8 protein-coding genes are annotated in these 13,618 nt (G+C 71.2%); 4 read left to right on the top strand and 4 right to left on the bottom strand.

Annotation, left to right across the window (positions count from 1 at the left end; all coding sequences use genetic code 11):
- Window positions 1-99 precede the first annotated feature (99 nt).
- The 4 genes from AB0G17_RS14620 to glgX all read right to left on the bottom strand — a co-directional run bounded on the left by AB0G17_RS14620 (window position 100) and on the right by glgX (window position 8,865).
- Window positions 100-2,139, bottom strand: a complete 2,040-nt coding sequence (locus tag AB0G17_RS14620; protein ID WP_361381042.1) for a M4 family metallopeptidase — start codon at window positions 2,137-2,139, stop codon at window positions 100-102.
- A gap of 416 nt (window positions 2,140-2,555) precedes the next feature.
- On the bottom strand, window positions 2,556-4,478 hold the full coding sequence (locus AB0G17_RS14615) for an ABC transporter ATP-binding protein (RefSeq protein WP_361381039.1): 1,923 nt from the start codon (window positions 4,476-4,478) through the stop codon (window positions 2,556-2,558).
- On the bottom strand, window positions 4,475-6,436 hold the full coding sequence (locus tag AB0G17_RS14610) for an ABC transporter ATP-binding protein (protein WP_361381036.1): 1,962 nt from the start codon (window positions 6,434-6,436) through the stop codon (window positions 4,475-4,477). The genes AB0G17_RS14615 and AB0G17_RS14610 overlap by 4 nt, the downstream gene beginning before the upstream one ends.
- 149 nt (window positions 6,437-6,585) lie before the next feature.
- Window positions 6,586-8,865 (bottom strand): glycogen debranching protein GlgX, encoded by a 2,280-nt coding sequence (glgX, locus tag AB0G17_RS14605; RefSeq protein ID WP_361381033.1) that lies wholly within the window; start codon window positions 8,863-8,865, stop codon window positions 6,586-6,588.
- A gap of 204 nt (window positions 8,866-9,069) precedes the next feature.
- On the opposite strand from glgX, the gene AB0G17_RS14600 reads away from it, so the two are divergent.
- From AB0G17_RS14600 to AB0G17_RS14585, 4 genes are all read left to right on the top strand, one after another.
- On the top strand, window positions 9,070-10,263 hold the full coding sequence (locus tag AB0G17_RS14600; protein WP_361381030.1) for an Ig-like domain-containing protein: 1,194 nt from the start codon (window positions 9,070-9,072) through the stop codon (window positions 10,261-10,263).
- A 230-nt stretch (window positions 10,264-10,493) separates the two neighbouring features.
- Entirely contained in the window at window positions 10,494-11,750 is a 1,257-nt protein-coding gene (locus AB0G17_RS14595; RefSeq protein WP_361381027.1) for an Ig-like domain-containing protein, read from the top strand.
- Window positions 11,751-11,835: 85 nt separating this feature from the next.
- Window positions 11,836-12,603 carry an enoyl-CoA hydratase-related protein gene (locus AB0G17_RS14590; RefSeq protein WP_361381024.1) on the top strand — a complete coding sequence of 256 codons (768 nt, stop codon included), beginning with the start codon at window positions 11,836-11,838 and terminating at the stop codon, window positions 12,601-12,603.
- 115 nt (window positions 12,604-12,718) lie between these two features.
- Entirely contained in the window at window positions 12,719-13,360 is a 642-nt protein-coding gene (locus AB0G17_RS14585) for an ATP-binding protein (protein ID WP_361381194.1), read from the top strand.
- Window positions 13,361-13,618: the final 258 nt, after the last annotated feature.

Here is a 13,618-nt window from a genome sequence, read left to right as displayed (position 1 = left end):
GGAGGGCGTGAGAACGAGCGGTGCCCGGACCCCTTGTGGGGGTCCGGGCACCTTTTCACGTGCCGGTCAGCCGCCTGACCGGCAGGTGGGCTCCAGAGCTCAGAACGTGAGCTTGAAGTCGTCGATGTAGCCGGTGTCGTACGCCGCCTTGTCCTGGACCTTCAGCTTCCAGGTGCCGTTGGCGACCTCCGAGGAGGCGTTCACCGTGTACGTGGTGTCGAGGTTCGCCGTCGAGCCACCGGTCCCGGTGCTCTTCAGCCGGTACGTCGACCCGTCGGGGGCCACCAGGTCGATCTGGAGGTCGCCGATGTAGGTGTGGACGATCTTCACGCCGACCTTGAGGGTGCTGGGCGCGTTGCCCGTGACCCCGGTGACGTTGAGCGACGAGGTGACGGCCGCGCCGGGCGAGTCGGGGATGTTGACGTTGTTCGGGTTGTCGAAGACCTTGCCGCCCGGGTCGCCGCCGCCGTGGCGGGCGCCGACCGCGATGGCCGCCCACGCGTCGGTGATGTTGTTGACCTCGGCGCTGCCGGCGCCGTACAGCTCGGTCGCCGCGGCGATCGTGCCGTCGCGGGCGCCCTTGTAGTCGGTGCTCGAGTTGAACTTGGTGGTGAGCGCCTTGTACCAGATCAGCTGGGCCTTGTCGCGGCCGATGCCGGTGACCGGCAGGTTGTCGGCGGTCGGCGAGTTGTAGGTCACGCCGTTGATGACCTTGGTGCCGCTGCCCTCGGAGGCCAGGTAGAACCAGTGGTTCGCCGGTCCCGAGGAGTAGTGGACGTCCAGGTTGCCGATGCCGGAGTACCAGCTGTCCTTGGAGCCGCCGTCCTTGCTCGGCTTGTCCATGTAGCGCAGCGGGGTGCCGTCGCCGTTGATGTTGATCTTTTCGCCGATGAGGTAGTCGCCGACGTCGGAGGCGTTGTTGGCGTAGAACTCCACCGCGGTGCCGAAGATGTCCGAGGTCGCCTCGTTGAGGCCGCCGGACTCGCCGCTGTACTCCAGGCCCGCCGTGTTGGAGGTGACGCCGTGCGTCATCTCGTGGCCGGCCACGTCCAGCGAGGTCAGCGGGTCGTTGTTGCCCGTGCCGTCGCCGTACGTCATGCAGAAGCAGCTGTCGTCCCAGAACGCGTTGACGTACGCGTTGCCGTAGTGGACGCGGGAGTACGCGCCGACGCCGTCGCCGCGGATGCCGCTGCGGCCGAAGACGTTCTTGTAGAAGTCCCAGGTCTCGCCCGCGCCGTAGGCGGCGTCGGCGCCCGCGGTGGCGGCGTTGGAGTTGGTGCCGTCGCCCCAGGTGTCGTTGGTCTGGGAGAACAGCGTGCCGGTGCCGGACGAACCGTGGTTCAGGTTGTACGTCTTGTGGCCGCCGCGGCCGCCGTCGGTCAGCGTGTAGTTCGAGCCCGACTGCGTGGTGCCGAGGGTGACCTGGCCGCTGTAGTGGGTGTTGCCGACACCGGTCTCGATGCCCTGCCACTGGTACAGCTTGGCGCCGGTCGCCGCGTCCGTGATGACGTGCAGCTGGTTCGGGGTGCCGTCGTCCTGCAGACCGCCGACGACCGTCTCGTACGCGAGGGTGGGCGTGCCCTTGGCCATCCAGACGACCTTGCGCGGGGCGCGGTCGGCGGTGGCCTTCTTGGCCCCCTTGTCGGCGGCGGCCGCGAGGGCCTGCTTCTGCGCGCCGGCCGGGCCCTGCTTGGCCGTGGTGACGACGTTCTTCAGCTGGGCGGCGTTCGCCTTGATGACGCCCTGGGTCTGGCCGCCGGCGGCGGTGTCGACGACGAGGTCGCCGCCGAGGACCGGGAGCCCGGCGTAGGTGCGCTCGTACCGCGTGTGCTGGGTACCGTTCTGGTCCTTGATCACATCGCGGACGACGAGCTTCTCCTGCGCGCCGAGGCCGAGCTTCTTGGCGGTCTCCGCCGTCTTGTCGCCGGCCTGGCGTATGAGCTCGGCCCGCTGCGAGGGCGAGAGCTTGGCGGGCAGAGCGCCCGGGTTGCGTACGGCCTGTGCCTTGAGGGCCTTGGCGGACGCGGAGTCGTCGGGGCGTGCGCTGGCGCTACCGGCCTGGACTCCGACGGTGAGCATGGCGGCTGCGGAGAGCAGAGCGGCGGTGGCGGTGGCACGACGACGGTGCGTGGATCTCACGCGAACTCCTTCTGCGAGGGGGGTACCGGCGGCTGGGTGGGGCCGTCCGGGCGGAGCATGCGGAGCAGTGGTTCTTGGATCGGGGAGAGAGTGCCAGGAGTGGCCGCATGCTGTCAGGAGCGCGTCAAGAAGTTGGCTGGAAATCGTTCGTTGTACGAAAGATGACGTTCGTTAAGCGGACGTTTCCTTTGTCAACACCCTGTGTCCAGTGAGCAGTCGGGTGCGTCGCGATCGACGGGAGTGTCCGGATACGCACCCTGCCCCACCAGCGCGAAGGGGCTCCGGAGCGGGCGCGGAAGTCGCTTTCGACAATGGCCGCAATGCGACTGAGCGCGTGCCGCTCCGGAGCGCGCGATGCGTCCGCCAGGCGGACGGTTGGACGGGCGCGGCGCCCATCCGGTTCCCCGCCCGCCTCGCTAGGCGAGACTCTCCCGCCACGCCCGGTGCAGATCCGCGAACCGGCCCGTCCCCGCGATGAGTTCGGCGGGCGGGCCGTCCTCCACGATCCGGCCGTGCTCCATCACCAGCACCCGGTCCGCGATCTCCACGGTGGAGAGCCGGTGGGCGATGACGACGGCGGTACGGCCGTGCAGCACCGTGTGCATCGCGCGCTGCACCGCCCGCTCGCCCGGGATGTCCAGGGACGAGGTCGCCTCGTCCAGGATCAGCACCGCCGGGTCCGCGAGCAGCGCGCGGGCGAAGGCGACCAGCTGGCGCTGGCCCGCCGAGATGCGCCCGCCCCGCTTGCGCACGTCCGTGTCGTAGCCGTCCGGCAGCCGCGCGATGAAGTCGTGCGCCCCGATCGCCTTCGCGGCCCGCTCGATCTCCTCGCGGGTCGCCTCCGGGCGGCCGATGGCGATGTTGTCGGCGACCGTGCCGGAGAAGAGGAACGCCTCCTGGGTGACCATCACGACCCCGCGCCGCAGGTCCGGCACGGCCAGGTCGCGCAGGTCGACGCCGTCGAGCAGAACCCGGCCGGGTCGGGGCGTCCCCTGCTCGGAGCCTGTCGGAGAGCTGGGGGAAGGGTCGTAGAAGCGGGCCAGCAGCTTGGCCAGGGTGGACTTGCCCGCGCCGGTCGAGCCGACCACGGCCACGGTCTGCCCGGCCGGGATCGTCAGGTCGAAGCGGGGGAGCACCTCGCCGCCCGTACGGTACGAGAACCCCACGCCGTCGAACTCGACGCGCCGCCCCGGCAGTTCACCGGACCGCTCGGGCAGCGGCACCGGCCGCACGGGCTCGGGGACGGTGGGCGTCTGGGCGAGCAGCCCGGCGATCTTCTTCAGCGAGGAGACCGCCGACTCGTACGAGTTGAGGAACATCCCCAGCCGGTCGATCGGGTCGTACAGCCGCCGCAGATACAGCACGGCGGCGGCCAGCACACCGAGCGCCAGGGTGCCGTCGGCGACCCGGTAGGCGCCCCACAGCACCATCGCGGCGACGGCGGTGTTGGCGACCAGGCGCGAGCCCACCACGTACTGGGCCATCTCCAGGATCGCGTCGCCGTTGGTGCGCTCGTGGTGGTGGTTGAGCCTCTGGAACTCCTCGTCGTTGGCGCGCTCGCGGCGGAACGCCTGGACCGGGCGGATGCCGTTGAGGGTCTCCGCGAACTTGACGATCACGGCCGCGATCGCCGTGGAGCGGGCGTCGAACGCGCGCGAGGCGCGGCGCCGGTAGCGGCGGATCAGCAGGTGCAGCGGCGCGTACGAGGCGACGGCGAGCGCGCCGGTGCCCCAGTCGAGCCAGAGCAGCATCGCGCAGATGTAGACGGAGGAGAGGACGACGCCGATGAGCTCCTGGAGCCCCTCGTTGAGGAGTTCGCGCAGCGACTCCACGTCGGAGGTGGAGCGGGAGATGAGCCGGCCCGAGGTGTACCGCTCGTGGAAGTCCACGCTCAGCGCCTGCGCGTGCCGGAAGATCCGACCGCGCAGATCGAGCAGCACGTCCTGGCCGACGCGGGTGGAGGCGCTGATGAACGCGTACTGCAGCAGCCCGGCCCCCAGGGCGCAGACGAGGTACCCGGAGCCGACGATGATCAGCGGCCCGTAGTCGTGGGCCCGGAAGGCGGGCACGCCGCGGTCGATGGCGTACGCGACGAGCAGCGGCCCCGCCTGCACCGCGGCCTGCTGCAACAGGATGAGCAGCGCGGTGACGACGACACGGCGCCGCATGGGGCGCAGCAGGTCGAGGAGGAGGGCGCGGGTGGCGCCGGCCGGGGAGGGGAGGGCGTCGCGGTCGAAGGGATCCCCGCCGGCGGGCGGGGGTTCTGCCGCCGACGCCTTCGCGTGCCCCTCCGGCTCCTCCGGTTCGGCCTGGCGTTCCGCGCCCATGGTGGTGGTCATCGGTTCTCCCCCTCGTCCCCCGCGCCGGACATCAGCCAGGCGTACTCGGCGTTGCTGCGCAGCAGTTCGTGATGTGTGCCGACGGCGGCGACGCGGCCCTCGGAGAGCAGCGCGACCCGGTCGGCGAGCAGCACCGTCGACGGGCGGTGCGCGACGACCAGCGCGGTGGTCTCGCGCAGGACGTCGCGCAGGGCCGCCTCGACGCGGGCCTCGGTGTGGACGTCGAGTGCGGAGAGCGGGTCGTCGAGGACCAGGAACCTGGGCCGTCCGACGACCGCCCGCGCGAGGGCGAGCCGCTGGCGCTGGCCGCCGGAGAGGCTGAGCCCCTGCTCGCCGACCTGCGTGTCGACGCCGTGGGGGAGTTCCCGTACGAACCCGGCCTGCGCGACGGCCAGCGCCCGGTCGAGGTCCTCGGGCCCGCCGCCGCCCATGAGGACGTTCTCACCCACGGAGGCGGAGAAGAGGGTCGGTTCCTCGAACGCCACGGCGACGAGCTCGCGCAGCCGCTCGCGGGGCATGTCGGCGATGTCGACCCCGTCGAGGGTGATATGCCCCGCGGTCGCCTCGTACAGCCGTGGCACGAGCGCGGTGAGCGTCGTCTTTCCCGACCCGGTCCCGCCCACGACAGCCATGGTCTCGCCGCTGCGGATGTGCAGATCGATCTCGGAGAGGAGGGGCGGGCTGTCGCTGGGGGCGTCGGGGTAGCGGAAGGCGACGCGGTGGAATCTGATGCCGAGGTCTTGGCCCGGGGTTCGTCCGCGGGTGGGTGTGGCTTTTTGAGTCCCCCGCCCCGCCCCTTCCCGAAAGCCCTCGGCGGGCGGCCGGGGGCTCTGTCCGCGCCCCTTGGGCAAATCCAGCCCCTCCGGCGTTTGGGGAGCGGGGTCCGGGGCGGAGCCCCGAAAGCGGGGCGCGGGGGCCGCAGGCCCCGCGGCGGGGGCCGGGGGCGTAGTCCCCGGGAGACCGCCTTCGGGAGCCTCGTCCAGGACCTCGAAGTACCGTTCCGTCGCCGTGCCCGCCTCCTGGCTCATCGCCAGCAGGAAACCGATCGAGTCCACCGGCCACCGCAGGGCCAGCGCCGTGGACAGGAACGCCACCAGCGTCCCGGCCGACAGGCCACCGTCAGCCACCCGCACCGTACCCAGCACCAGCGCCGCCCCGATGGCCAGCTCGGGAATCGCCGTGATCACGCCCCACAGCGCCGCAAGCAGCCGCGCCTTGTGCAGCTCCGTGCCCCGCAACCCCCGCGCCAGCGAACCGAACGCCCGCGCCTGGCTGCGATGGCGTCCGAACCCCTTGATGATCCGGATGCCGAGCACGCTCTCCTCGACCAGCGTCGTCAGATCCCCGACCTGGTCCTGCGCCCGCCGCGCCGCCAGCGAGTACCGCGTCTCGAAGAGCGAGCACAGCGCCACCAGCGGCACCACGGGGACGATGAGCACCAGGCCCAGCGTCCACTCCTGCGACAGCAGGATGACGAAACCCACCAGGATCGTCACCCCGTTGACCAGCAAGAACGTCAGCGGGAACGCCAGGAACATCCGTACCAGGCTCAAATCCGTCGTCCCCCGCGACAGCAACTGGCCCGACGGCCACCGGTCGTGGAAGGACACCGGCAACCGCTGCACATGCCGGTACAGATCCGCCCGCATCGCCGCCTCCACCCCCGCCAGCGGCCGCGCGACCAGCCACCGCCGCAGGCCGAACAGGAGCGCCTCCGCGACCCCGAGCAGCAACAGGACGAGCGCGCCCAGCCAGACCCCGCCGGGGTCACCGTCGCTGACCGGTCCGTCGACGATCCACTTCAGGACGAGCGGGATCACCAGCCCGAGGCAGGACGCGACGACCGCGACAAAGGCCGCGCTGAACAGGCGAGTTCGGACGGGGCGTACGTACGGCCAGAGCCTCAGCAGCGTACGGACCGTCGACTGGTTCTTGGTGGGTGCATGTATGTCTGGCATCAATCATCGAGCCTAAACTTCGCCGGCGACGACGCCCACCGGCTTTTTGACCCGGGACCAAGGTCGTACTCCGCCTCGACCGATCGGCGCAGGAGGAACGGGCGGCGCGGGGACCGACTCACCTGTCACCGGCTCACCCCCTCACCAACTCACCCCGTCACCCGCAGGACCTGGACCGATCGCGCCCCCACCACCACCTCCACCCCACCCCGGTGCACCCGCCCCGGCACCCCCGCCTGGTCCTCGCACGCCGTGTCGACCACCACCTCGTACCCCTCCGCCCACGGCGCCCCCGGCACCACGAAACCCGTCGGTCGGCTCCCCGCGTGCAGCACGATCAGGAAACTGTCGTCCACCACGGGCGCGCCGAGGGCATCCCGGCCGGGGATGTCGCGGCCCGACAGATACAGCCCGAGCGTGGACGTCGGCGCGTACCAGTCCCGCTCCGTCATCTCCGACCCGCGCGCCGTGAACCACGCCAGGTCCCGCAGCCCGTCCGCCCCCTGCGCGCGGCCGGAGAAGAACGCGCGTCGGCGCAGCACCGGGTGACGGTGGCGCAGCGCGACCAGGCGGCGCGCCAGTTCCAGCAGCCCGCGCGGGCCCGGCTCCTCCAGGAGGGACCAGTCGACCCACCCCACCTCGCCGTCCTGGCAGTACGCGTTGTTGTTGCCCCCCTGCGTACGCCCCATCTCGTCCCCGGCCACCAGCATCGGCACCCCGGTGGAGACCAGCAGCGTCGTCAGCAGGTTGCGCAGCTGGCGGCGGCGCAGCGCGTTGATCCGGGGGTCGTCCGTCTCGCCCTCCACCCCGCAGTTCCAGGACCGGTTGTCGTCCGTGCCGTCCCGGTTGCCCTCCCCGTTCGCCTCGTTGTGCTTGCGCTCGTACGAGACCAGGTCGCGCAGGGTGAAGCCGTCGTGGGCCGTGACGAAGTTGATCGAGGCGTACGGGCGTCGGCCGCCCCACGCGTACAGATCGCTCGACCCCGACAGGCGGTAGCCCAGGTCCCGCACGTCCGGCAGCGCGCCGCGCCAGAAGTCCCGCACCGCGTCCCGGTACCGGTCGTTCCACTCCGTCCACAGCGGCGGGAAGGCCCCGACCTGGTACCCGCCGCGCCCCACGTCCCACGGCTCCGCGATCAGCTTCACCCGGCGCAGCACCGGGTCCTGGGCGATGACGGCCAGGAACGGGGAGAGCATGTCGACGTCGTGCATCGAACGGGCCAGCGCCGCCGCCAGGTCGAAGCGGAAGCCGTCCACCCCCATCTCCGTCACCCAGTACCGCAGCGAGTCCGTGATCAGCCGCAGCACCTGGGGCTGCACCACGTGCAGCGTGTTGCCGCAGCCCGTGTAGTCGGCGTAGCGGCGAGCGTCCGACTGGAGGCGGTAGTACCCCTTGTTGTCGATGCCGCGCAGCGACAGCGTCGGGCCGCGCTCGCCCGCCTCCGCCGTGTGGTTGTAGACGACGTCCAGGATGACCTCGATGCCCGCCGCGTGCAGCGCCCGCACCATCCGCTTGAACTCGCCGACCTGCTGGCCCGCCGTGCCCGACGCCGAGTACGCCGCGTGCGGCGCGAAGTAGCCGATCGAGTTGTACCCCCAGTAGTTGCGCAGGCCCCGGCGCAGCAGGTGGTCCTCGTGCGCGAACTGGTGCACCGGGAGGAGTTCGACCGCCGTCACCCCCAGGCGTACGAGATGGTCGAGCGCCGCCGGGTGCGCCAGGCCCGCGTATGTGCCGCGCAGCTCCTGGGGGATCCCGGGGTGGCGCTTGGTGAAGCCGCGCACATGCAGCTCGTAGATCACCGAGTCCGCCCACGGCGTCTTCGGACGGCGGTCGTCCGCCCAGTCGTCGTCATCGTGGACGACGACCCCCTTGGGGACGTACGGCGCCGAGTCCCGGTCGTCGCGCACGGTGTCGGCGACCTGCTGCTGCGGCCAGTCGCGCACGTGCCCGTACACCTGCGGCGGCAGCGCGCTGAAATCATTCCCCTCGGCGCCGTCGACCGCGCGCGCGTACGGGTCGAGCAGCAGCTTCGACGCATTCCAGCGGGCCCCCGTCCAGGGGTCCCAGCGGCCGTGCACCCGGTAGCCGTACCGCTGCCCCGGCCGCACGCCCGGCACGAAGCCGTGCCAGATCTCATGGGTGAGCTCGACGAGGGCGAGCCGGGTCTCGGTGCCCGCCGCGTCGAACAGGCACAGCTCCACCGCCTCCGCCCCGCCCGCCCACAGCGCGAAGTTGGTGCCCGCCACCCCGTCCGGCCCCACCCGGAACCGGGCCCCCAGCGGCGTCGGCGCGCCCGGCCAGACCGGCGGCCGCAGCCCGTCGGGGCCTTCCCGCCGGCCGAGGTGGCCGTTCAGTTCCCGGTGCCCTTCCCCGTGCGGAGCCGGTCGCCCCACCGCCCGCTCTGCCTCCTGCTCGGCTGCGCTCGACACCCCTCGGCCTCCCGCGGCTCGGCGCCTGGACGGAGCACGGCGTCCCGGCCGCGGCTCCCCACGCGTGTTCTCGCAGGTGTTCTTCCCGTTACCCGGCTCGTACTCACGTTTCCCCCGGCGGGGCACGGTCGTTGACCGGTCGTGAGATTCGTAACGAAGCGGGCAGGGGCCGCCACCGCGGCCGCCCTGACATGGGTGGGACTGATGGCGGCACTGGTGGCCGGGATGGCCGGGTGCAGCGGGGACCACCTGGACATCGGCGGGGTCGACGGGATCAAGGACGTCGTCGCGGGCAAGGCGAAGTCGCCCCGGGACGCGATCCTGGTGACCCCCGACGACGGGGCCAAGGGCGTCAAGGCGGACGGGAGGATCGAGGTGCGGGTGCCCGGCGGGCGCCTGGAACGGGTCAGGGTGATGAAGGCCGAGGACGCGCAGCCCGAGGAGGTGCCGGGCCGGATCAGCGACGACGGGCTGTCCTGGGAGCCGACCCGGGGAGCGGCGGGGCGGCTCGAACTGGCCGCCAAGTACACGGTGGACGCGGTGGCGCTCGACGGCCACGGCCATCGCCAGGCCCGCCACACCAGCTTCACCACGCTGGTGCCCGCGCACCGGTTCATCGGCTACTTCAAGCCCGAGAACCGCTCGACGGTCGGCGTCGGCATGATCGTCTCGTTCAACTTCAACCAGGCGATCGAGAACCGGGCGGCCGTGGAGCGCGCCATCAGGATCACCTCGAAGCCGCCGGTGGAGGTGGTGGGCCACTGGTTCGGCAAGGAGCGCCTGGACTTCCGGCCCAGGGAGTACTGGAAGCCGGGCACCAAGGTCACCGTCGACATGAAGCTGCGGGACCTGCCGGGCGCCCCGGGCGTCTACGGCATCCAGGAGAAGCGGGTCGGCTTCACCATCGGGCGCGACCAGGAGTCCCTGGTGGACGCCGACGCGCACACGATGGAGGTGCGCCGGGGCGGCGAGCTGGTCAGTACGGTCCCGATCTCTGCGGGATCGCCCAAGAACACCACGTACAACGGCAAAATGGTCGTCACCGAGATGTTCGACGTGACCCGGATGAACAGCCGTACGGTCGGCTTCGGCGGGGAGTACGACATCCCCGACGTGCCGCACGCCATCCGGCTGACCGCCTCCGGGACCTTCCTGCACGGCAACTACTGGACGTCCTCGGGCACCTTCGGCTCCAGCAACACCAGCCACGGCTGTGTGGGCCTGCGCGATGTGAAGGGCGGCAGCCCGGACACCCCGGCGGGCTGGTTCTTCGACCGCACGCTCGTCGGGGACGTGGTGGAGGTCGTCAACTCCCGGGACAGAACGGTCGCGCCCGACAACGGGCTCGGCGGCTGGAACCTCGGCTGGGCGAAGTGGAGGGCGGGCTCGGCCCTCTGACCCTCCCTCGCCGGCCGGTCCGGCCCGTACATACACACCCCCGGTGACGTCCTGATGTAGCCACAGCGAACGCACAGGACCATTGGGACTGAACGGTGACATTCGCGTGGCGTCGCGTGTGCGTCCGGTGTGATTACCTAGGCAATCGTGTGCGCGCGAGGACGCGCGCGGGGGTGTTTTTCAGTGCGGGCCGTGGCGTGATCCAGGCCGTGCGAGGGGAGAGAACTGTCGTGAACGGGCAGCACATATCGGGGGCTCCGAAGAGAGTGGCGGGACGGCGGCGCGGCACGCCGGGTCTGCTGGCTCTGCTGTTGGGGGCGCTGCTTCTGCTGGTCACCGCGTGCGGCGGCGACGACTCCGCCGGAGGCGGGGACGGCAAGGGCAAGGGCGGCGGCGCCGGCAAGGCGGCCGAGGACACCAAGGCCTCGGCCGCGGTCGTGACCATCGCGCCCAAGGACGGGTCGAGCGACGTGGAGACGAGCGGCGCGCTGAAGGTGTCCGCCTCCCAGGGCAAGCTCACCGCCGTCGCGGTCGCGGACACCAAGGGCAACGCGGTGGCCGGAAAGATATCCGCCGACGGCGCCGCCTGGACCCCGGACCAGCACCTCGCCTCCGCCACCAAGTACAAGGTCCACGCCGTCGCCAAGGACGGCGAGGGCCGCGAGTCCGCCAAGGACACCACCTTCACCACGCTCGTCCCCAAGAACACCTTCATCGGCACCTACGCCCCCGAGGACGGCGACACCGTCGGCGTCGGCATGCCGGTCTCGATCAACTTCAGCCGCGGCATCACCAACCCGCAGGCCGTCGAGAAGGCCATCAAGGTGACGGCCGAGCCGTCGGTGCCCGTCGAGGGCCACTGGTTCGGCAACGACCGCCTGGACTTCCGCCCCGAGAAGTACTGGGCGGCGGGCACCAAGGTGACCGTCAAGTTCAACCTCGACGGCGTCGAGGGCCGGCCCGGTGTGTACGGCAAGCAGACCCGTACGGTGAAGTTCACCGTCGGCCGCTCGCAGGTCTCCACGGTGGACGCCGCCGCCCACACCATGACGGTCGTGCGCGACGACAAGGTCCTGCGCACCATCCCGATCAGCGCGGGCTCCCCGCAGAACACCACGTACAACGGCCAGATGGTGATCAGCGAGAAGTACCAGGTGACCCGGATGAACGGCGCCACCGTGGGCTTCGGCGGCGAGTACGACATCAAGGACGTGCCGCACGCGATGCGCCTGTCCAGCTCGGGCACCTTCATCCACGGCAACTACTGGGGCGACCCGTCGGTGTTCGGCACCACCAACACCAGCCACGGCTGCGTGGGTCTGCGCGACGCGCGCGGCGCGGGCGACTCCTCGACCCCGGCGGCCTGGTTCTACGACCGCTCGCTCATCGGTGACGTGGTCGTCGTGAAGAACTCCAAGGACAAGCAGATCCAGCCCGACAACGGCCTCAACGGCTGGAACATGTCCTGGGCGGAGTGGACGAAGTAACACCCCCGCGATCGCGCGCGACGGACCCGGTGCTGTGACCAACGGCACCGGGTCCCTCGCCGTTAACGGCCACTAACCTGCTGTCATGACTGTGACCCTCGAAGTCTCCGAAGGCGTCGGCACCCTCCGCCTGGACCGCCCCCCGATGAACGCCCTGGACATCGCGATCCAGGACCGGCTGCGGGAGCTCGCCGAGGAGGCGACCCGCCGCGACGACGTGCGCGCCGTGGTGATCTACGGCGGCGAAAAGGTGTTCGCGGCGGGCGCGGACATCAAGGAGATGCAGGCGATGGACCACGCCGCGATGGTGGTGCGGTCCCGGGCGCTCCAGGAGTCGTTCACCGCCGTCGCGCGCATCCCCAAGCCCGTCGTCGCCGCCGTCACCGGCTACGCGCTCGGCGGCGGCTGCGAGCTCGCGCTCTGCGCCGACATCCGGATCGCCGCCGACAACGCCAAGCTGGGCCAGCCCGAGATCCTGCTCGGCCTGATCCCGGGCGCGGGCGGCACCCAGCGCCTGGCCCGGCTGATCGGCCCGGCCAAGGCCAAGGACCTCATCTTCACCGGCCGGATGGTCAGGGCCGACGAGGCGCTCGAGCTCGGTCTGGTGGACCGGGTGGTCGCGGCGGAGAAGGTGTACGAGGAGGCGCACGCCTGGGCGGCGAAGCTCGCCCAGGGCCCGGCCCTGGCGCTGCGCGCCGCCAAGGAGTCCATCGACGCGGGTCTGGAGACGGACATCGAGACCGGGCTCGCCATCGAACGGAACTGGTTCGCGGGCCTGTTCGCGACCGAGGACCGCGAGCGCGGCATGCGCAGCTTCGTCGAGGAGGGCCCCGGCAAGGCCAAGTTCCTCTGACCCCGGCGCCGTTGGCGGGCCGACGTACACCCTGCGGGTGGATTAGCCCGGCCTTAAGGCAACCTTAAGTACGACCGGCTCCGAACGCTTGGTGATCAGCTGATCGCGAGCCGTCATCGCAGCTCGCGGGCGGTACGGACGTGGTCCACCGCCCTCGGCACATGCTGAGCGGGCTCCCCGGAACCTCTGGTTCCGGGGGCCGTTTTCCCGGGGAACGGCCCCGGAGCGGGCTCCGGGCGGCCATGATGGGTCCATGGCGGGGCTGGAGGGTGTGGAACAACCGCGGCGGCGTGGCGGCGCGACCGCGGCTCGGTGGACGCCGGCCGTCGAGGACGAACGGGCGCTCGAGGCGCTGGAGTTGTTCGGCAACCCGACGGACGAAGAGGTGCGGCTGCCGTCCCGGCCCGAGTCGGCGGCGACCGCGCGCCGGCTCACCCAGTGCGTGATACTCCGTCAGTGGTGCCTCTCCCCGGCCCTCGCCGAGCAGGCGATCCTCCTCGTCTCCGAGCTGGTCGGCAACGCGGTGCGGCACACCGGCGCCCGCGCCTTCGGGCTGCGGATGCTGCGGCGCCGGGGCTGGATCAGGATCGAGGTGCGCGACCCCTCGCGCGGGCTGCCCTGTCTGATGCCGGTCCACGAGATGGACACCAGCGGACGCGGGCTCTTCCTCGTCGACAAGCTCTCCGACCGCTGGGGCGTGGACCTGCTGCCGCGCGGCAAGACGACCTGGTTCGAGATGCGGGTCGCGGACCGCTGATACGGCGAAGAGCCGCTGAGACGCCGAAGCCCCCGTGCCTGCCGGGTACGGCCTGCCTGCGGGGGCTTCTGCGGAGCGCCGCCGTGGACCGGAGGGGGTGTGATCCACGGCGACTGAAGACGACCTGGCTCGGGTCAAAGAGAGGTCGTGTCCCCGACTATGGCAGACGGGGGGCCTTCACGCCAAAAGTCCTTACTCGGACAAACGTCCCCATACCGTGACAGTTTAGCTGTGAATCGTAGGTGAGCTGAAGCACGC

The organism is Streptomyces sp. NPDC023838, from assembly GCF_040639555.1.
GTDB lineage: Bacteria > Actinomycetota > Actinomycetes > Streptomycetales > Streptomycetaceae > Streptomyces.
Note: the sequence above shows the minus strand (reverse complement) of the source record. Positions and strands in the feature narration are given on the sequence as shown.